Below are 20,152 nucleotides of genomic sequence, written 5' to 3' on the forward strand. Positions count from 1 at the left end.
CTGGAATGCTCACTGTCCTGGACGAACAGTTCGCTCCCATCACCTCGTATGCGGTGTTCGTCAATGCTCCCCTGGAACGCATCAAGACATACGAGTCCACGAGAGAGCGGCTCCAGCCAGCGATTCTCACTGAGCTGACCGGTGGGTTGCGGGAGCTGCTTCCACACCTGGAGCCGCTCTCGATGCCCGCCACCGTGCGCAAGCTGTGGGTGCAGACACGCGAGCCGGAGTGGTCGGTCTACTTCGCCGGACACGTCCGGGGCACGGAGTCATCCGCCGAAGGGGCAGTGCGCGGGTACTGCCGACATCTGGGCGTACCCGGGCTGGTGATGGCCACCTCTCCGCACACCCGCCGTCGGGACGGCACGGGCCGCTTCGGGAACATGGTTTTTTCGATGCACGGGGAGAACGGGGATGGGATACGAATCGTCGCCGCGCAGGTCGGCGACGACGAGCGGTGGATATTCACGAATGTCGGGGAACTCCAATCCTTCGAGCAGCCCGAGACCTACAAAGCCCGACGGATCCGCGACCGACTCACCAGCCAGAAGATCGCCGACTACTGCGCGGCTCTAGGCCTCTACCCCTTCGAAGAGGACTTCTACGGACCTCGCGGGCTGCTGTTGGACCAGTCTGCGGCGTACCTTCAAGGCCGTCAGGAGGTGAATCCGTTGGTGCAGAAGTCGCTGGCGCAGGTCCAGGCCGAGGCCGGGATAGTCCCCGGTGAAGCGGCCGGCCTGCCGGGCTGAGCGCCACCTCGCCCTGCCTGCCTCAGGGTTTCATGACGGAACGAATCACGAAGGAACGCCTGTGGAGCTGTTGTTGAACGGTCAGTACGCCCCGACGACCGAGGCCATCGGGTTCCTGCAGGCCGATCTGGCGACTGCTGCTCAGGCTCTCGTGGCTTGGCGGGAGCGCGTCCACGGGCCTGGCACCGTGGCCCTGGAGTGGCTGAACGGGGACCTGACCGAGCTGCTGGGGCGACTGGACCCGCTGGACATCGGTCCCGAGGCGACCATGGAACTGCTGGTGGAGGCCGGTGGCCGGCAGTGGACCGCCTTCTTCGACTCCTCGGCGGCCGGCCCACAGGTGGAGCCCGCCGTGGGCGTGCTCAGCGAACAGCTGGGGGTGAGGGGTGTGGTCGCAGCCTGGCGCCCGCACCCCGTAAGAACCGAGGAGGAGGAGATCGACACCGAAGGCCAGTACCTGGACGAGGACGTCCTCGGCGGGGCAGGGGCGACCGGGTTCTCGATCACCGACCCGGCCGCCGGCCCACCGGACTTCTACCTACGGCAGCTGCGCGCCGAGTACGCCTACGACCAGTGGGAGTTCACCGACGAGGGCGAGTACCTGGACTTCGAGGACCCTGCCGCCTATGAACTCGAGCGGATCCCCGGCCGCCTCACCCCGGAGCGAGTGGCCACTTACTGCCGAGCCATGGGCATCGACCCGTTCAACGCGCAGTTCTACGGCCCCCGAGCCGTCCTCATCCATCGCCCGGTCGAGCCTCTCGACCGCGTCCCCCGCGACCGCTGGCCCTGAGCCGGCGGTTCGGTCCGTGGGAGGTATCGGCGGTCCGGCCGGTCCGTGTCCGAACCCGACAGCACTTATCAGCGTGCTGACCCACCTGTAGGATGATCGCAATCGCAAAGCACATGCCTCTGTCACGACGACCAGGAGCCCGCCATGAACCGCAACTTCTCCGCCGGTGCCGCCATCACGCTCGTTCTGGGACTGATCCTGGTCTTCGCCACCAGCGGCAACACGATCAGCCTGGGCTCCTTCGCCATCAGCCTGGTCACGGTGGGGTGGATCCTCACCGTCGTGGGCGCGGTGCTGCTGGTGATCTCCCTGATCCCGCGGCGCACCACCACCCAGACCCGACACGTCGACCCCACCGGCCGGGAATCCGTCACCGAGCGCGACTCGCACCTCTGAGTCCGGCCGGGCGGATCCTGCGCTCCTGAGGCGTAATTGCCACGGTCACGGCACAGGCCGGGACCACGGAAAAGGGGAGCGCACCCGGGGCCTTCCTGGCCGGCGTGACGCACACGCCGCAAGAATCGGGTAATGTCTTCCCGTGGCTCCTGATGGAGCCACGAATGCGGCAGTAGCTCAGCTGGTAGAGCGCCACCTTGCCATGGTGGAGGTCGCGGGTTCGACTCCCGTCTGCCGCTCTTCCCGTCCCCTCTCGCAGGGCGAGACGGAGGACCTGCCCGTCATCGACGGGTCCAGGTGTCGAACGCATTCACCGGCCGCAGATGTCCTCGCCACAGAGGTGGCGCGTGATCACGCGGATGCGCGCCGCTCGATCACCACGACTCGATTCCTCGTCCGCAGCACGTCCGCTGCAGCCCCGCCCGCAGCGATGCCTCACCTGTCCCGGGCAGCGGCCAGCTCAACGGCCGACGACGTCGCCGAGCAACCCAGCAGGCACCACAGATCACATGGCCCACGGATGCGGTCGGGACCGACCGGCGTCTCTCCGTAGGAAGCTCGCGCCGGCGCATGGTGCCGGATCGATCCGGCACCACATCCTTGGATGACTCACGGATCAGCACGAGGATGCCGCCAGTGCCCCACCGTCCGACCTGCTGTCAACGGTCAGCGGGACTTCCCTGTGGGCGGTCAGGTGATCTCCCCGTCTGCGGACAGCTGATCTCCCTGTCCGCGGTCAGTTAATCTCCCTCCGGCGGTATCAGGTCAAGGGGACCACCCCGCGTCCGGCGGTGGCCTCGGTGAGCCGCAGCGAGGTGCCCTCGGTGATGATCACGTGGGCGTGGTGCAGAAGCCGGTCCACGGCTGCGGTGGCCAGGGTCTTGGGCATGATCGTGTCGAACCCTGCCGGATGGATGTTGCTGGTCACCGCGAGGCTGCGGCGTTCATAGGTCGCATCGACGAGACGGTAGAAGGCCTCGGCGGCGGCCTGGCCCGAGGGCAGCATCCCGATGTCGTCCACGACGATGAGCTCGGCCCGGGTGATCCGGGCGATGGTCTTGCCGATCGAACCGTCCACCCCGGCCCGGCCGATCGCGGCGGTCAGCGACTCGAGGGTGAACCAGGAGACCCGCATCCCGGCGTCGATGACCTGATGGGCCAGGGCCTCGAGGAAGTGGGTCTTGCCCGTGCCCGAAGGCCCCGAGATCGCGAGGTTCTCCGCCCGGCCCACCCATTCCAGGGTGGCCAGGGCGGACTGTGTCGGGGCCGGGATCGAAGAATCGCCTGACCGCCAGGACTCGAAGGTCTTCCCGGCCGGCAGGCCCGCGGCCTTGCGTCGGGCCGCGCGGGTGGCCTCGTCGCGCCCGCGCACCTCTTCGGCCAGCAGCGCACGGAGGACCTCGGTGGGGTCCCAGCGCTGGGCGCGGGCGGTGGCCAGCACCTCGGGGGCGGCCGCGCGCAGGTAGGGCATCCGCATCCGCTTGAGCACTGCGGCGAGATCGTCGGGCAACGGCGGCGCTGCCGGGGCGGTGGCCGTGTTCATTGAGCGGTCTCCTTGGTTGTGGGGGTTGTGCTGGTTGTTGTGCTGGTGCCGAAGTCGGCCCAGGAGGCGGTGCCGGGTTGGGCGGAGTGGGTCTCGTCGGCGGCCACGAGTCCGGCGGCGGTGGCCCCGGTGGCCTGGTGATCGCAGATCGCGGTCAGATCACCCTCGCCGAAGCGCCCGGCGGCCGCGGCTACCCCGAGGGCTGCGTCCACGGGCCCGTCCCCGATGAGGGCGGCGAGCTCAACGGCGGCGGCCATCTTCGCCCGGATCCGTACCGTTCCGGCGGCGGAGGCCTCGATCAGCCAGGCCTGCGCGCCGGCGCCCAGGGCCAGGAAGTCCTTCTCCGCCGCGCTGCGGGGCCGTGGCCGGGGCGGGCGTGGCGCACCGGTGGGGTCCTGCGGGTGGTCAGGGTAGTGGCCCAGGTCGATCCGTGGATTGCCCGGGGTCGAGAGGCGGTGGCGGGCGACCTCGGTGAGCCCAGCCCGCCCGGCCGCCCACCCCGGGGCCACCGGAAGGGTGTCGAGGTCGGCGACGACCACCAGCTCCTCGGCTGCGACCCGCACCCACACCTCGGCCCCGACCAGCCCGGGCGGGGTGGAGTAGCGCACCGAGCCGAACCGGATGGTCTGATCCGTGCCCACCGTGCGGGTCACCCCCAGGGCGGTGGTGTGCGGGGCGGTCGGGGCCACGTGCAGGCGTTGCTGCTCCTCGACCAGCGCCTCGGCGGGAACCCGGGCGGTCTCCCGGTGGGTGCGCCCGTTGACCTTGGCGCAGAACGCCGTGCAGGCGGCCTCGAGTGCGGCGAAGGAGGCGTAGTGCTCACGCAGGTTGGCGTCAGTGGGCACCAGATCGGCCTTGGCGATGCGCACCGTGGACTCCGACCCGCCCTTGGACTCCGGGTCATACGGCACGCAGGTGTGCACCTGGGTGCCGTAGTGCCGGCCGGCTTGAACGATCTGCGGGTGGCGCACCGGCGCCCCGGCCACGTGATCGACGGTGACGGTCCTGGGGTTGTCGGTGAGCACGTAGGTGGGCACCCCGCCGATCCGGGCCAGAGTCGCATCCAGGCACCCGATCAGCGTCGGGAGGGTCTGGTCCCAGACCGGGATCACCACCCGGAACCGCGACCACGCCAGCCAGGCGCAGAACAACCAGGTGCGCCGCGGCGTCCCGTCCACCCCGGGCACCTTCGGGCCCTCGCCCCAGTCGAACTGCAACCACAGCCCCGGCTCGGTGATCCAGGGCCGGTAGGTGCGCCGGTGCCCGGCCCGCCAAGCAGCCTTCACCTGCGCCACCGCCCGGCGGGTGGTCCGCTCGGTCCCCGGGAACCCCACACCGACCAGGCGGGCGTGGACGACGTCGGCGCGGACCGTGCCCTGGCTGCGCTCGACCCACTCCTCGATCTTCGGCAGGTAAGCGTCGATCATCCGGGGCCGGCGGCCCGGGCCGGTCACCGGCCGGCCCGCATCCCGGGCGGCGGCGTAACGGCGCACCGTCTTCGGATCCACCCCGGCCAGAGCCGCGGCCGAGTGCGCGGAACCGGTGGCGTCATAGGCTTCGAGAATTTCCATGATCTCCCTGTCAGACTTCTTCATGCGTCCCTCCGGCGGGTGATGGCTCAAGGTGGTCAGAGACCTCGAGCGAACCCCCGGAGGGACGTCTGCGGAGGGACCGACACGAGCCCGATCCCATGGCACAGGACAGGGAGATTAGCTGTCCGTCAGCAGGGAGATACGTGTCCGCCTACAGGGAGATTGGCATGTCCGCTAGCACCTGCGGCTGCCGGGGACGGGGCTGTCCGGTCCGTCAGCACAGACCCTCGGCAGCAGAAAGTCCGTCGCAGCAAAGTTGCCCGATGCCGTTCCGGGTCTGCGGGCACACCCCGTTCGTGCGGTGTCGGTGGGTGTTTTGACGGTGTCGGGGGGTGGGTGTAGTGTCTTCCGAGTTGCCGCGGGTGGGCGAGGTTCTGGCCCCGTGGTGGTGGCCGGTTTTCCGGTGGTTGGTTCTTCTCCGGAGTCGTTCTGGTGCTGTCGTGTCCTGCTGGGCGGGGTGCGGGAGTTGCGTGGGGCGGGTCGGGGAGGTAAATTAGCTGAGTCGCTGCGGCCGGGACGGGTTGTCCGGGGCCGGGAGGCGGCGAAGATACCACTCACGAGTTTCGGGGCCTTTGGGGTCCTGGTTCTTGGTCTGTTGTTTGAGAACTCAATAGTGTGCCATGTTTGTTGATACCAAATGTTTTGTTTGGTTGATGGATCGCCTGTGTCCCGCCTCCGTGGGGTGTGGGTGGTCTTTTTCGGCCTGGATCGCTCGCTCGTCCTGCTTCTGTTGCGGGGTGGGTGGGTTTGTTTTTCTGTTTTTTGACGGAGAGTTTGATCCTGGCTCAGGACGAACGCTGGCGGCGTGCTTAACACATGCAAGTCGAACGATGATCTCCCGCTTGCGGGGGTGATTAGTGGCGAACGGGTGAGTAATACGTGAGTAACCTGCCCCTGACTCTGGGATAAGCCTGGGAAACCGGGTCTAATACTGGATACGACTCCTCCATCGCATGGTGGGGGGTGGAAAGGGTTTGACTGGTTTTGGATGGGCTCACGGCCTATCAGCTTGTTGGTGGGGTAATGGCTCACCAAGGCGACGACGGGTAGCCGGCCTGAGAGGGTGACCGGCCACACTGGGACTGAGACACGGCCCAGACTCCTACGGGAGGCAGCAGTGGGGAATATTGCACAATGGGCGGAAGCCTGATGCAGCGACGCCGCGTGAGGGATGACGGCCTTCGGGTTGTAAACCTCTTTCAGCAGGGAAGAAGCCACAAGTGACGGTACCTGCAGAAGAAGCGCCGGCTAACTACGTGCCAGCAGCCGCGGTAATACGTAGGGCGCAAGCGTTGTCCGGAATTATTGGGCGTAAAGAGCTCGTAGGCGGTTTGTCGCGTCTGCTGTGAAAGCCCGGGGCTCAACCCCGGGTCTGCAGTGGGTACGGGCAGACTAGAGTGCAGTAGGGGAGACTGGAATTCCTGGTGTAGCGGTGAAATGCGCAGATATCAGGAGGAACACCGATGGCGAAGGCAGGTCTCTGGGCTGTTACTGACGCTGAGGAGCGAAAGCATGGGGAGCGAACAGGATTAGATACCCTGGTAGTCCATGCCGTAAACGTTGGGCACTAGGTGTGGGGGACATTCCACGTTCTCCGCGCCGTAGCTAACGCATTAAGTGCCCCGCCTGGGGAGTACGGCCGCAAGGCTAAAACTCAAAGGAATTGACGGGGGCCCGCACAAGCGGCGGAGCATGCGGATTAATTCGATGCAACGCGAAGAACCTTACCAAGGCTTGACATTCACCGGACTACCCCAGAGATGGGGTTTCCCTTCGGGGTCGGTGGACAGGTGGTGCATGGTTGTCGTCAGCTCGTGTCGTGAGATGTTGGGTTAAGTCCCGCAACGAGCGCAACCCTCGTTCTATGTTGCCAGCACGTGATGGTGGGGACTCATAGGAGACTGCCGGGGTCAACTCGGAGGAAGGTGGGGATGACGTCAAATCATCATGCCCCTTATGTCTTGGGCTTCACGCATGCTACAATGGCCGGTACAAAGGGTTGCGATACTGTGAGGTGGAGCTAATCCCAAAAAGCCGGTCTCAGTTCGGATTGAGGTCTGCAACTCGACCTCATGAAGTCGGAGTCGCTAGTAATCGCAGATCAGCAACGCTGCGGTGAATACGTTCCCGGGCCTTGTACACACCGCCCGTCAAGTCACGAAAGTTGGTAACACCCGAAGCCGGTGGCCTAACCCCTTGTGGGAGGGAGCCGTCGAAGGTGGGACTGGCGATTGGGACTAAGTCGTAACAAGGTAGCCGTACCGGAAGGTGCGGCTGGATCACCTCCTTTCTAAGGAGCCGTTGACCGCCGTGTGGTGGTCGCCCCCGCCCTAGTGCCCGTGCGTGGTGCTGGTGGGGTGAGCTCATGGGTGGAATGTCAACGAGCAAGCGGCCGCACCTCGTGTGCCGGCCGGGTTCTTCTTCAGTACCCGCTCCGCTGTGTTCTCTGGTCCTTGCGGGCCGGGGGGTCGGTGGGGTGGTGGAACGGCTGATACCCGGGTGGTGGGGGTGTGGTCCATGGCGCACTGTTGGGTCCTGAGACAACAGGGCCCTCGTGGTTTCCGGGTCTTCCGGTGCTGCTGTCCCCTCAGGGGGGTGGTGGTGCGGGGGGCCGGGGTCGTGGGGGTGTGTTGGCTCTGGTTGTCCCGGCGCCCCACCGGTGCGGTGGGTCGGTGCGGTCCTCCTTGCGGGGGTCCGGTGCCGCCCCCCGAAGCACCATGGTGTGGGGTGTGTGGGTTGTTGTTTGAGAACTGTATAGTGGACGCGAGCATCTTAAGAACGCCCGTGCCCTCTCCTGCTTCCGCTGCGTGCGGGGTGGGTGGTGGTGCGGGAGAGTTCGTGATTGATCGCCGCCGACGACTGCGAGAGCGCGTGTTCGTGCTGGTGCTGCTGCCTTTCGGGGTGGGGGTGCCGGTGGACGGGTGCTGGTTGTGGTTGTTGGTCGGTGTGTTCTGTGATCATGTGGCAAGTTTTTAAGGGCGCACGGTGGATGCCTTGGCATCAGGAGCCGATGAAGGACGCGGTAATCTGCGATAAGCCTCGGGGAGCTGATAAACGAGCTGTGATCCGAGGGTCTCCGAATGGGGAAACCCCGCCACGTGTTATGCGTGGTGACCCGTACCTGAATGCATAGGGTGCGTGGAGGGAACGTGGGGAAGTGAAACATCTCAGTACCCACAGGAAGAGAAAACAACAGTGATTCCGTCAGTAGTGGCGAGCGAACGCGGAAGAGGCCAAACCGATGGTGTGTGAGACCCGGCAGGGGTTGCATCATCGGGGTCGTGGGGCGTGTCGTCCCGGGTCTGCCGGCCCGGGCGTGTGAGTGCAGGGCGATAGTCGAACCGGTGTGAGTGCCGGGCCGTAGAGGGTGGGAGTCCCGTAGACGAAATCGCCGCTGCCGCGCGGAGCATGTACCCAAGTAGCACGGGGCCCGAGAAATCCCGTGTGAATCTGCCAGGACCACCTGGTAAGCCTAAATACTACCTGATGACCGATAGCGGACCAGTACCGTGAGGGAAAGGTGAAAAGTACCCCGGGAGGGGAGTGAAATAGTACCTGAAACCGTGTGCCTACAATCCGTCGGAGCCCTACAAGGTGACGGCGTGCCTTTTGAAGAATGAGCCTGCGAGTTAGTGTTACGTCGCGAGGTTAACCCGTGAGGGGTATCCGTAGCGAAAGCGAGTCTGAACAGGGCGAGTGAGTGGCGTGATCTAGACCCGAAGCGAAGTGATCTACCCATGGCCAGGTTGAAGCGCGTGTAAGAGCGCGTGGAGGACCGAACCCACTTCAGTTGAAAATGGAGGGGATGAGCTGTGGGTAGGGGTGAAAGGCCAATCAAACTTCGTGATAGCTGGTTCTCCCCGAAATGCATTTAGGTGCAGCGTTACGTGTTTCTTGCCGGAGGTAGAGCTACTGGATGGCCGATGGGCCCTACAAGGTTACTGACGTCAGCCAAACTCCGAATGCCGGTAAGTGAGAGCGTAGCAGTGAGACTGTGGGGGATAAGCTTCATAGTCGAGAGGGAAACAGCCCAGACCACCAACTAAGGCCCCTAAGCGTGTGCTAAGTGGGAAAGGATGTGGAGTTGCTCAGACAACCAGGAGGTTGGCTTAGAAGCAGCCACCCTTGAAAGAGTGCGTAATAGCTCACTGGTCAAGTGATTCCGCGCCGACAATGTAGCGGGGCTCAAGTACACCGCCGAAGTTGTGGCATTGCACCAACGATACCCAGCCGTCCCTTTCGTGGGGGTGGTTCAGGTGGTGCGATGGGTAGGGGAGCGTCGTGTGGGCAGTGAAGCTGCGGGGTGACCCAGTGGTGGAGCCCACACGAGTGAGAATGCAGGCATGAGTAGCGAATGACGGGTGAGAAACCCGTCCGCCGGATGATCAAGGGTTCCAGGGTCAAGCTAATCTGCCCTGGGTCAGTCGGGACCTAAGGCGAGGCCGACAGGCGTAGTCGATGGACAACGGGTTGATATTCCCGTACCGGCGAAGAACCGCCCCTATCGAACCGGGGACACTAACCACCCGAACCGCACCAGGTGCCGGCCATTGGCCGGTCGCCGGTGTCGGGGAGCGTGGGACCTGAACCGGGGAGGTAAGCGTATTAACAGGTGTGACGCAGGAAGGTAGCCGAGCCGGGCGATGGTAGACCCGGTCTAAGCGTGTAGGGCGATCCGTTGGCAAATCCGCGGATCACGTGCCTGAGACGTGACGGGACCCCCATCCGTGGGGGGATTCGGTGATCCTATGCTGCCGAGAAAAGCATCGACGCGAGGTTCCAGCCGCCCGTACCCCAAACCGACACAGGTGATCAGGTAGAGAATACTAAGGCGATCGAGAGAATCATGGTTAAGGAACTCGGCAAAATGCCCCCGTAACTTCGGGAGAAGGGGGGCCCGGACCGTGGACACCACTAGCTGGTGCGAGCGGGTAAGGGCCGCAGAGACCAGGGGGAAGCGACTGTTTATCAAAAACACAGGTCCGTGCGAAGTCGCAAGACGAGGTATACGGACTGACTCCTGCCCGGTGCTGGAAGGTTAAGAGGACCCGTTAGCCTCACGGCGAAGCGGAGAATTCAAGCCCCAGTAAACGGCGGTGGTAACTATAACCATCCTAAGGTAGCGAAATTCCTTGTCGGGTAAGTTCCGACCTGCACGAATGGAGTAACGACTTCCCCGCTGTCTCAACCATGAACTCGGCGAAATTGCAGTACGAGTAAAGATGCTCGTTACGCGCAGCAGGACGGAAAGACCCCGAGACCTTTACTATAGTTTGGTATTGGTGTTCGGTGTGGCTTGTGTAGGATAGGTGGGAGACGGTGAAGCGGGCACGCCAGTGCACGTGGAGTCAACGTTGAAATACCACTCTGGTCACTCTGGACATCTAACTTCGGCCCGTGATCCGGGTCAGGGACAGTGCCTGATGGGTAGTTTAACTGGGGCGGTTGCCTCCTAAAGAGTAACGGAGGCGCCCAAAGGTTCCCTCAGCCTGGTTGGCAATCAGGTGTCGAGTGTAAGTGCACAAGGGAGCTTGACTGTGAGAGCGACAGCTCGAGCAGGGACGAAAGTCGGGACTAGTGATCCGGCGGTACATTGTGGAATGGCCGTCGCTCAACGGATAAAAGGTACCTCGGGGATAACAGGCTGATCTTGCCCAAGAGTCCATATCGACGGCATGGTTTGGCACCTCGATGTCGGCTCGTCGCATCCTGGGGCTGGAGTTGGTCCCAAGGGTTGGGCTGTTCGCCCATTAAAGCGGTACGCGAGCTGGGTTCAGAACGTCGTGAGACAGTTCGGTCCCTATCCGCTGCGCGCGCAGGAAATTTGAGAAGACCTGTCCTTAGTACGAGAGGACCGGGACGGACGAACCTCTGGTATGGCAGTTGTACCGCCAGGTGCACCGCTGCTTCGCTACGTTCGGAAGAGATAACCGCTGAAAGCATCTAAGCGGGAAGCTCGCTTCGAGATGAGATTTCCAGACACCACTTGGTGTGAGAGGCCCCCAGCGAGACCACTGGGTTGATAGGCCGGAGGTGGAAGCACGAACCAACGACGTGTGCAGCCGACCGGTACTAATACGCCGACAACTTACCCCACACCCGCCCCCCACCGAAGCGTGGGGACACCGGTGGGACACCACAGAACACCGCGTCCACTATACGGCTCCCAACCAACAACCCCGCCCCCGGGGCCACGGTTGCACCACCGCAGCAGCCACAATTGCATACCGCCCACCACGGGCGGACCCCTGACTTACCCACCCCACCGGCCACACGCCGCACGGGGTGCGGCACACGAGTTACGGCGGTCATAGCGTGGGGGAAACGCCCGGTCCCATCCCGAACCCGGAAGCTAAGACCCACAGCGCCGATGGTACTGCACCCGCCAGGGTGTGGGAGAGTAGGACACCGCCGGACCACACCCACAAGGGTCGAGCCCCCGCACCACCAGGTGCGGGGGCTCCCCACATCCCCCCGCCGGCAGCCCCGGCACCCCCCAGGCCCCGCACCCACCGGTGCGGGGCCTTTCCTCATGCCCGCACGCGACGCAGGAGGAGAAGCGCCCGACCGGCCTAGCATGAGCGCATGCAGCTGCGGCCGACCACCCCCGAGGACCTCGAAGTGCTCCGCACCTGGGTCCCCACCGAGACCGACATGATCCTGTGGTCCGGGCCGACCTTCACCTGGCCGTTGGACCGGGCGCAGCTCGAGGCCTATCTGGCGGACGAGCGCCGGCTCCACTGGTCCGGTTCCGCGGCGGTCGCGGGACGGATGTCCGGGCACGGCTCCCTGCTGGTGGACGAAGCAGCAGGCAGGATGCGGTTGGGCTGCGTCGTCGTCGATCCGGCGCTGCGGGGGCACGGGCTGGGCCGTCGGTTCGTGACCGCCGCGGTGCACGAGGCGTTCCGGATCTCGGACCTGCCGGTGCTGACGCTGGGCGTCTACGCCCACAACGCCGTCGCACGGCGGCTCTACGGCAGTCTTGGATTCCGCGAGACCGGTCTGGTGCGCGACACCAGCGTGGGTGACCGGACCTGGCACGCGCTCGAGATGGAGCGTCCGCGCGTCCTGTGACCGTCTCCCGCGTCACGGGTGCCGGATGATGACCTCAGTGGGCCCGGTGGAGCTGTCGACGTGCGTGCTTTCCGGCGCGGGTCCGAGGGCATCCGACGGCATGGCACCGGACAGGACGTCGCTGGGCAGGGCACCGCTGTTCCGATCGGCACTGTTCCGATCGGCACGGGACGGCGCGTCGTCGGCCCGATCGGCGCCGGTACCGCCTCCACGGAGCCGGAGGGCACCGGGGTCGGCCTCGACATTGGCCGGAGCGAGGGCGAGGACGACCAGCGCGACGCCGATGACGGTCAATCCGGTCCAGCCGAGGCCCGACAGCCGCTCACCCACCACGAGCACGGCCAGCACGGCGGCGACAGCCGGTTCGGTGAGGGTGAGGGTGGTCGCCGTGCTCGGCCTCACCCGGGTGAGCCCGAGGCCGAAGAGGAAGTAGCCCAGGAACATCGGCACCAGGGCCGTGTAGGCCGCGGCGGTGAACGCCTGCGCCGAGTGGAGCAGGGGCGCGCCGGTGAGCAGCAGGACGGGCATCAGGAGCGCCCCGCCGACGCCGAAGACCGCGCCCATCGACGCCGCACGGCCCACCTCGTGGCCCATCAGCCGGTGCACCACCCAGGAGTAGAGCGCATAGGTCGTGCCGGCGACCAGGCCGAGCCCGATGCTCGCCGCGGTGGCCGGAGCCGAGGCCGCCGAGTCCCCGGCTCTCGCCAGGCAGAGCAGCCCGCTGCCGAGGATGCCCAGGAACGCGGCCAGCTTCCACCACCGGCTGAGCGGAAGGCGTTCGATCACCCGCTCCAGGACGCCGGAGGCGAGCGGTGCGGAGGCCAGTGAGACCACCGTGCCGATCGCGACCCCGCCCAGGCGCATCGAGCTGTAGAACGCCAGAGGATAGATCGCCACCGCGACGGCTCCGAGCGCCACCAGACCCGCGTGCGTCCGCAGCGCCTGCTGTGCGCGGCGCAGGGCGGGCAGGGCGATGGCGGCCTGCAGGAGTCCGCCGATGCCCAGGGCGGCGGCGCCGATGGCCAGGGGCCCGGCCCCGGGGGCGAAGGTCGCCGCGGTTCCGGTCGTCCCCCACAGGACCGAGGTCACCAGGATCGCGGCGATGCCGCCGGCCCGGCCCCTCACCGGGCGGCCAGCAGGTCGGCGGCGATCGCGCGGGCACGCACCAGGCGGGTCGGCTCGCCCTCGAGCCCGGCGCGGGCCATGGAGCCCTCCAGCAGGAAGCTCAGGTGCTCCGCCAGCCGGTGCGCGGTGGCCGGGTCGGTCAGTTCGCCCAGCGGGTCGAGCAGGAGCTGCTCGACCTGCTCCTTGTGGCGGCGCACGGCGGTCCGCGCCGGGTCCGCGGCGGAGAGCTCGGCGGCCGCGTTGAGCAGCCCGCAACCGCGGAACCCGTGCTCGTAGGCGGCCGCCGCGTGGTCGGCGTAGGCGTCGAAGACCGCCAGGACGCGCTCCTGCGGGGTGCTGGTGCCCTGCACGCGGGCCCGGTACAGCTGGAGCCACTCCTCGTGGCGGGCCTCGATGTAGGCCTCGACCAGGGCCGCCTTGGAGGCGAAGTTGTTGTACAGGCTCATCTTGGCCACCCCCGCCGACGCGGTGATCGCGTCGATGCCGGTGGCGGCGATGCCGTCGGCGTAGAAGCGCGCGGCTGCGGCCTCCAGGATCCGCGACCGCGCGGGTCCTCGACGACGGTCGACAGCGTGCTGGTCCGTGCTCATGGAACGACCTCCCGAATGCTGGTTAGACCAGTCTACCTATTGTAGGCGGCGGGGCGTGGACGGCGATCGTCGGCAATTCGTGCCGGCGTCGGACGCTCCCGGGGGCGCATCCGGCCGTCCGAGGACCTACTCTGTCAACATGCTGATCACCACTGCGGTTCCGACCGCCCCTGTTGAGACCGCGCCGGAGGTTCTCCGATGAGCGGCGGTCTGATGGCCCTGCTGGACGACGTCGCCGCCCTGGCCCGTGTCACCGCCGCTTCCGTGGACGACATCGGCGCGGCCGCGGGCCGGGCGAGCATGAAGGCGGCCGGCGTCGTCGTCGACGACACCGCCGTGACCCCGCAGTACGTCCAGGATGTCACCCCGGCGCGCGAGCTGCCCATCATCTGGCGCATCACCAAGGGCTCGCTGCGCAACAAGCTGGTCTTCATCCTCCCGGCCATCCTGCTGCTGAGCCAGTTCGCGCCGTGGCTGCTGACCCCGATCCTCATGCTCGGTGGCAGCTACCTGTGCTTCGAGGGCGCGGAGAAGATCTGGGCCAAGGTCTCCGGCCACGGGCCCAAGACCAAGACCCCGGTGGTCGAGAAGGGCAAGAGCGCGGAGGACACGATGGTCGGCGGCGCGGTGCGCACCGACCTGATCCTCTCCGCCGAGATCATGGTGATCTCCCTCAACGAGGTCGCCGACGAGCCGCTGCTCTCCCGCGCGGCCATCCTCGTGGTGGTGGCCATCGGCATCACCGTCCTGGTCTACGGCGTGGTGGCCCTGATCATCCGGATGGACGACTTCGGTCTGCACCTGGCCGAGCGGTCCTCCCCGACCAGCCAGAAGATCGGCCACGGCCTGGTCAAGGGCATGCCCGGGCTGCTCGCGGTGATCTCGGTCGTGGGCACCGCCGCCATGCTCTGGGTGGGCGGGCACATCATCCTCGTCGGCCTCGACGAGCTGGGCTGGCACCCGCCCTACGAGGCCGTGCACCACGTCGAGGAGCTGGTGCACGGCGCCGTGCCCGGCGGTCTCGGCGCGGCGCTCGCCTGGCTCACGAACACCTTCTTCTCCGCGGTCCTCGGACTGGTCTGGGGCGCCGTCCTGGTGCTGATCTGGGAGCTGCTGCCCTTCGGCAAGGGGGAGCACGAGGCCGACCACGCCGTCCCCGGCAAGCACGAGGGCGAGCACGGCAGGCACGAGGACCACGGCGAGCACCACGGCAAGCACTCCTCGGCGGCCACGGACGGCAGCGCCGCTCCGGACGGATCCGGCCGCACTCCTCCGGGCGACGGGGGTTCCTCGGCGGTCCGGTGACCGCTGCCGCCCCCTGCGGGGTCTAGCCCCACGGGTCGGCGTCGTCGGCGTCCTTGGAGCGGGCGTCGAGGTACTCCTGCAGGACGGCCGAGCCCAGGTCCGCGGGGTCCGGGGCGACCACGCGCCCGTCCACCCGTTCGGCCATCCGCAGCAGGAACCGCTCCAGCCCCGGGTCGTCGCCGAGCCGGAAGAACGTCGTCTGGGCGCCCAGGCGGCCCAGCCGGTCGAGTTCCTGGACGGTGGCGCGCAGGGTGGCGGGCTCGGCCGGCCAGGAGAACCAGCTCTCGCCGTCGGGCAGCAGGTGGGCCGTGGGCTCGCCGTCGGTGACGACGAGCAGCACGGGCTGGGCGGAGGGGTGCTTGCGGAAGAAGCGGGTGGCGAGCAGCAGCCCGTGGTGCAGGTTGGTGCCCTGTTCCCGCCGCGGCGGCAGGGACGTGAGCTCCTCGATCCGCAGGTCCCGGGCGTAGCGGCCGAACCCGATGAGCTGGAGCCGGTCCCCGCGGAACCGGGTCGAGACGAGGTGGTGCAGCGCCAGGGAGGTGCGCTTCATCGGCACCCAGCGTCCTTCGGCGGCCATCGAGAACGAGGTGTCCACGAGCAGCGCGACGGCGGCCTGGGTCCGCGCCTCGGTCTCGGCCACCTCGATGTCGCGCACGTCGATCCGCAGTCCCCGCCCGGCGTCGCCGCCCTCGGCGACCGTGCGGGTGATCGCGTTGGTGAGGGTGCGGGTCACGTCCCAGGGCTCCGCGTCCCCGAACTGCCACTCCCGGGTGGCGCCGGTCGGCTCCCCGGCCGCGCCGGCCAGCCGGGTGTCCCGGGCGCCGGGCCGGCCGGAGAGCCGCTGGGCGGTGTCCCGCAGCAGCGACTTCCCGAGCCGCCGCACGGCCCGCGGGGAGAGGCGCAGGTCGCCGTCCTGGTCCCGCTGCAGATAGCCGCTCTCCCGCATGGCCCGCTCCAGCTCGGCGAGGGTCCGCGCGGACACCGCGGCGTCGTCGCCGAGCTGACGGGCCAGCGCGTCGAGGTCGAGGTCGTCCAGGTTCGCGCCCTCGTGGTGCTGGGACAGCTCGTCGGCCAGCGCGTCGAGCTCGGCGATGTCCTGCAGCACCCCCGTGCCGTCGCCGAGACCCAGGCCCTCCCCGCCCTGGAAACGCTCGGACCCGTTCCAGTCCTCACCGGGGCGCAGCGCCTGCAGGTTCGCGTCGAGCTGGCCCAGCTGCGCCATGAGGTCCGGGGAGCCGAACGCCTGGGCGGAGAGCTGCATCAGCTCCTGGCGCTGCTCGGGGGTCATGGAGTTCAGCATCCGCTGGGCCGCCGCCGAGCGCTGGGCCAGGGCGTCGATCAGCTCGTCGACCGACTGCGGGTTCTCCGGGAAGTGCTGGCCGTGCTTGGCCATGAAGTCCTGGAAGTCCTCGTCGGTGTCCTCGCCCCGCCCGTGCTTCTCCAGCAGCTCGTTGAGGTCGCGCAGCATCTCGGCCACCGCCTCCCGGTCGGCGTCGGTGGCGTTCTCCAGGGCCTGCTTCATGCCGGCGAAGCGCTGGTCCAGGATCTCGCGGCCGAGCAGGTCCTTGATCTGCTCGTAGGCCTCCCGCGCGGAGTCGGACTGCCAGTCGTAGGAGGCGAGCTCGCTGACCGCCGCGGCCGTGGAGCGGGGCAGCCCGTCCAGCTGCATCTCGCGGAAGGACCGGTCCATCGGGTCCATCCGGGCGTCGCGCAGGAACTGCTCCCGCTCCAGGCGCAGGGCCTTCTCCAGCAGCTGCTTCGCCTCGTCGAGCGTGCCGTCCAGGCGGTGCCGCTTCAGCAGGTCGCGCCGCCGCTGGTGCACGCGCCGGGACAGGTCGTCGAGGCCCTCCCGGCCGCGTCCGCCCCGGCGGAGGAACTCCCGCATCGCCTCCTCCGGCGAGTACCCCGCCATGACGTCCTCCGAGACGGCCGCCAGCGCCTCCGAGAGGTCCACCGGAGGGGCCAGCGGATCCGGCCCCCCGGCGTACCTTCCGTACCGCGATGACCGGTGGTGTGCGGGCATGACGCCCCCTAACGTGTCGTGGCGCTGACGCGGCGAGCGGTCAGCCGTAGATGGTGCCGTCCTCGTCGGAGTCCTTGGAGATCTTCTGGGCCAGGAACAGCCCTTCGAGGGCCAGCTCGATGGCGCTGGCGCGCTGCCCGGCGCTGGTGGCCCCGAGCCGGGCCGCGATCTGCTCGTAGACCGCGCCGTCGCCGTCGGACTCCGGCAGCTGGGGCAGGCCGGCGAGGAAGTCCCGGGCCGAGACGTCGTCGCCGGTGGAGACCGTGGTGCGGCCGTCGAAGGCCTCCACGACCGGGCCGAGGTCCAGGCCTCGGAAGCGGCCCCGGACGGTCTCGGCGGTCGCCCGGCGCAGCAGGTGGTCGAGGATCGCGCGCTCGCGGCCCTCCTCACCGGACTCGAACTCGATCTTGCCGCCCAGGACGTCGGTGGCCGTCTCGACGTCGACCATGCGGGCGACGGCGTCGTCCTCGCGGCGCACCGTGGCCCGCCGCAGGGCCGCCGCCGCGACCGTCTCCGCGCCCGCGATGGCGAACCGGGCCGAGACCCCCGAGCGCTGGTCGACGGCGGAGGAGTCCCGCAGCAGACGGGTGAAGCGGGCCAGGATCTCGAGGATCGTCTCGGGGACCTCCGCGACCAGCTCCGCCTCCTGCCGGATGACGGCGATCTCGTCCGCCAGCTCGAGCGGGTAGTGGGTGCGGATCTCGGCGCCGAACCGGTCCTTGAGCGGGGTGATGATCCGGCCCCGGTTCGTGTAGTCCTCGGGGTTGGCCGTGGCCACCACCAGCACGTCCAGCGGCAGCCGCAGGACGTACCCGCGGATCTGGATGTCGCGCTCCTCCATCACGTTGAGCATGGCCACCTGGATGCGCTCGGCCAGGTCGGGCAGCTCGTTGATCGCCACGATGCCGCGGTGGGCGCGCGGCACGAGCCCGTAGTGGATGGTCTCCGGGTCCCCGAGCCGGCGTCCCTCGGCCACGCGCATCGGGTCGACGTCACCGATCAGGTCGGCCACGGAGGTGTCCGGGGTCGCGAGCTTCTCCACGTAGCGCTCCGAGCGGTGCCGCCACACGACGGGCAGCTCGTCGCCCTCGAGCAGCACGCGCCGCCGGGACTCCTCCGTTAGGGGCTCCTCCGGGTGCTCGTTGAGCTCCGAGCCCTCGATGGCGGGCGACCACTCGTCGAGCAGACCGGCGAGCGTGCGCAGCAGCCGCGTCTTGCCCTGGCCGCGCTCGCCGAGCAGCACGACGTCGTGGCCGGCCAGCAGCGCCCGCTCCAGCTGGGGCAGGACCGTGCGCCCGAGCCCGTGCAGTCCCGGCCAGGGATCACCGCCCTCCGCCAGCGTCCTCAGCAGGTTCTCGCGGATCTCCTGGCGTAGCGGACGGGGGGCGTGCCCGGCCGCGCGCAGCTCGCCGAGCGTCCGGATGTCGGGTCGATCTGAACGATCACTCACAGCGCCACATTAACCCCGGCGTCAAGAGGGCCGAAGTCCTCGGGGGGCAGATCCTCTGGTCAGCGCCGCCCTGATCGGTACGCTGGTACATCATGGCAACGCGGAAGAGGCCCCGGAGCACGCTCGTCCTGCTCGTGCGCCACGGCGAGACGCCCACCACCGGCAAGGTCCTGCCGGGGCGGGCGCCCGGTCTGCACCTGTCCGACCACGGCCGCGCCCAGGCCGAGCAGGTCGCCGAGCGGCTCGCGGGGGTGCCCGTCGACGCGGTGCTCACGTCCCCCCTCGAGCGCACCCGGGAGACGGCGGAGCCCACCGAGGCGCGGACCGGGCGGACGGCCGTCGTGGACCCCGGGCTGCTCGAGTGCGACTTCGGGGAGTGGACCGGGGCGGAGCTCTCCCGGCTGTCCCGGCTCACGGCCTGGTCGACCGTCCAGCGCGCGCCGTCGACCTTCCGCTTCCCCGGCGGGGAGAGCTTCCCCGAGATGCAGGCCCGGATGGTGGGCGCCGTCGACCGGGCCCGCGCCGAGCACGAGGGCGGGGTCGTGGTCTGCTTCTCCCACGCCGACCCGATCAAGGCGGCCCTCGCGCACGCCCTCGGGACGCACCTGGACCTCTTCCAGCGGATCGTGGTCAGCCCGTGCTCGGTCTCGGCGATCTCCTACGCGCCGGGACAGGCGCCGGCCGTGCTCACGCTCAACTCGACCCACGAGCCGCTGAGCGGGCTGAGGGTCTCGTGAGCAGGTCCCGGTGAGCGAGCTCGCTCTCCTCGCGGAGGGGCGGATGGAGCTGCTCGGGGTGATCCGGGGCAGCAGCAACTCCGCGCTGCTCGTGCAGGTCTGCCTGGAGGGCCGCTCCGCCTGGGCCGTCTACAAGCCCCGGCAGGGGGAGCGGCCGCTGGTCGACTTCGCCCCGGGGCTGCACAAGCGGGAGCGCGCCGCGTACCTGCTCAGCGAGATCCTGGGCTGGGGGATCGTCCCGCCCACCGTGGTGCGCGAGGACGGGCCGTTCGGGGTCGGGTCCCTGCAGCTGTTCGTGGAGCACGATCCGCTGGCGCACTACTTCACCCTCTACGACGGCGTCCCCGGCAGCCACGAGGCGCTGCGCCGGATCGCGCTCTTCGACGTCGTGGCGAACAACGCCGACCGCAAGGGCGGTCACGTGCTGCGCGGGACCGACGGCCGGGTGTGGGGGATCGACCACGGCCTGTGCTTCGCGGCCGGCTACAAGCTGCGGACGGTCGTCTGGGACTTCGGCGGCGACCCGGTTCCCGAGGACCTGCTGGCGGCCCTCGCACCGCTGGCGGAGTCCGTCCCCGACGAGCTGGCCGACCTGCTCACCGCCCCGGAGGCCTCCGCGCTCCGGCAGCGGGTGTGCCGGCTGCTGGAGCGCCCGGTCCTGCCGGTCGACGTCACGGGGCGCCGGGTCCCCTGGCCCCTGCTCTAGGCCCCGGACCCCGCGGGAGCCCCTGGCCGTTGCTGCCGGGGTCCCGGTCCGTGCCGGAACCCCTGGCCC

At 68.2% G+C, this 20,152-nt stretch carries 13 protein-coding genes, 1 tRNA gene and 3 rRNA genes; 11 read left to right on the plus strand and 6 right to left on the minus strand.

The annotated features are described in order from the left end of the window. Nucleotides 1-5 precede the first annotated feature (5 nt). The 4 genes from AYX06_RS10945 (at nt 6) to AYX06_RS10960 (ending at nt 2,177) form a co-directional block, all read left to right on the plus strand. On the plus strand, nt 6-749 hold the full coding sequence (locus AYX06_RS10945) for a hypothetical protein (protein ID WP_062735791.1): 744 nt from the start codon (nt 6-8) through the stop codon (nt 747-749). A 61-nt stretch (nt 750-810) separates the two neighbouring features. After that, nucleotides 811-1,542, plus strand: coding sequence for a hypothetical protein (locus AYX06_RS10950; RefSeq protein WP_062735792.1), 732 nt, complete (start codon nt 811-813; stop codon nt 1,540-1,542). A 144-nt stretch (nt 1,543-1,686) separates the two neighbouring features. Beyond that, a complete protein-coding gene (locus AYX06_RS10955) occupies nt 1,687-1,938 on the plus strand; it encodes a DUF6458 family protein (protein WP_062735793.1) in 252 nt (83 codons plus the stop codon). A gap of 166 nt (nt 1,939-2,104) precedes the next feature. After that, a tRNA-Gly gene (locus AYX06_RS10960) sits at nt 2,105-2,177 on the plus strand. Between the two features lie 521 nt (nt 2,178-2,698). Here AYX06_RS10960 and istB read toward each other — a convergent pair. After that, complete coding sequence (gene istB, locus AYX06_RS10965; RefSeq protein WP_062733518.1) at nt 2,699-3,481, minus strand: IS21-like element helper ATPase IstB; 783 nt, start codon at nt 3,479-3,481, stop codon at nt 2,699-2,701. Beyond that, a complete protein-coding gene (gene istA, locus AYX06_RS10970; RefSeq protein ID WP_198161393.1) occupies nt 3,478-5,076 on the minus strand; it encodes an IS21 family transposase in 1,599 nt (532 codons plus the stop codon). Before istA ends, istB begins: the two co-directional genes overlap by 4 nt. A 759-nt stretch (nt 5,077-5,835) precedes the next feature. Here istA and AYX06_RS10975 point away from each other — a divergent pair. The 4 genes from AYX06_RS10975 to AYX06_RS10990 all read left to right on the plus strand — a co-directional run bounded on the left by AYX06_RS10975 (nt 5,836) and on the right by AYX06_RS10990 (nt 12,147). Then, nucleotides 5,836-7,363, plus strand: a 16S ribosomal RNA gene (locus tag AYX06_RS10975). A gap of 672 nt (nt 7,364-8,035) precedes the next feature. Further along, a 23S ribosomal RNA gene (locus AYX06_RS10980) occupies nt 8,036-11,169 on the plus strand. A gap of 204 nt (nt 11,170-11,373) precedes the next feature. Continuing rightward, nucleotides 11,374-11,490: ribosomal RNA gene (rrf, locus tag AYX06_RS10985) — 5S ribosomal RNA — on the plus strand. Together the 16S, 23S and 5S rRNA genes form the textbook arrangement of a ribosomal RNA operon. Nucleotides 11,491-11,658: 168 nt before the next feature. Beyond that, complete coding sequence (locus tag AYX06_RS10990; protein ID WP_062735794.1) at nt 11,659-12,147, plus strand: GNAT family N-acetyltransferase; 489 nt, start codon at nt 11,659-11,661, stop codon at nt 12,145-12,147. A 12-nt stretch (nt 12,148-12,159) separates the two neighbouring features. On the opposite strand, the gene AYX06_RS10995 is transcribed toward AYX06_RS10990, so the two are convergent. Continuing rightward, nucleotides 12,160-13,272, minus strand: coding sequence for a DMT family transporter (locus tag AYX06_RS10995; RefSeq protein WP_084271581.1), 1,113 nt, complete (start codon nt 13,270-13,272; stop codon nt 12,160-12,162). After that, a complete protein-coding gene (locus AYX06_RS11000) occupies nt 13,269-13,862 on the minus strand; it encodes a TetR/AcrR family transcriptional regulator (RefSeq protein ID WP_062735795.1) in 594 nt (197 codons plus the stop codon). The genes AYX06_RS10995 and AYX06_RS11000 overlap by 4 nt, the downstream gene beginning before the upstream one ends. 198 nt (nt 13,863-14,060) lie before the next feature. On the opposite strand from AYX06_RS11000, the gene AYX06_RS11005 reads away from it, so the two are divergent. Then, a complete protein-coding gene (locus AYX06_RS11005; protein WP_062735796.1) occupies nt 14,061-15,167 on the plus strand; it encodes a DUF808 domain-containing protein in 1,107 nt (368 codons plus the stop codon). Between the two features lie 22 nt (nt 15,168-15,189). On the opposite strand, the gene AYX06_RS11010 is transcribed toward AYX06_RS11005, so the two are convergent. After that, nucleotides 15,190-17,190, minus strand: a complete 2,001-nt coding sequence (locus tag AYX06_RS11010; protein ID WP_062735797.1) for a VWA domain-containing protein — start codon at nt 17,188-17,190, stop codon at nt 15,190-15,192. Between the two features lie 40 nt (nt 17,191-17,230). Then, the gene (locus tag AYX06_RS11015) at nt 17,231-18,640 is read right to left on the minus strand and encodes a sigma 54-interacting transcriptional regulator (protein ID WP_062735798.1); all 1,410 of its coding nucleotides are present in this window, start codon (nt 18,638-18,640) and stop codon (nt 17,231-17,233) included. Between the two features lie 92 nt (nt 18,641-18,732). Here AYX06_RS11015 and AYX06_RS11020 point away from each other — a divergent pair, with 92 nt between their 5' ends. Next, entirely contained in the window at nt 18,733-19,377 is a 645-nt protein-coding gene (locus AYX06_RS11020; RefSeq protein ID WP_062735799.1) for an MSMEG_4193 family putative phosphomutase, read from the plus strand. 10 nt (nt 19,378-19,387) lie between these two features. Continuing rightward, entirely contained in the window at nt 19,388-20,083 is a 696-nt protein-coding gene (locus AYX06_RS11025; RefSeq protein WP_232319289.1) for an SCO1664 family protein, read from the plus strand. The last annotated feature ends 69 nt before the right edge of the window (nt 20,084-20,152 follow it).

Source organism: Kocuria turfanensis (assembly GCF_001580365.1).
Lineage (GTDB): Bacteria > Actinomycetota > Actinomycetes > Actinomycetales > Micrococcaceae > Kocuria > Kocuria turfanensis.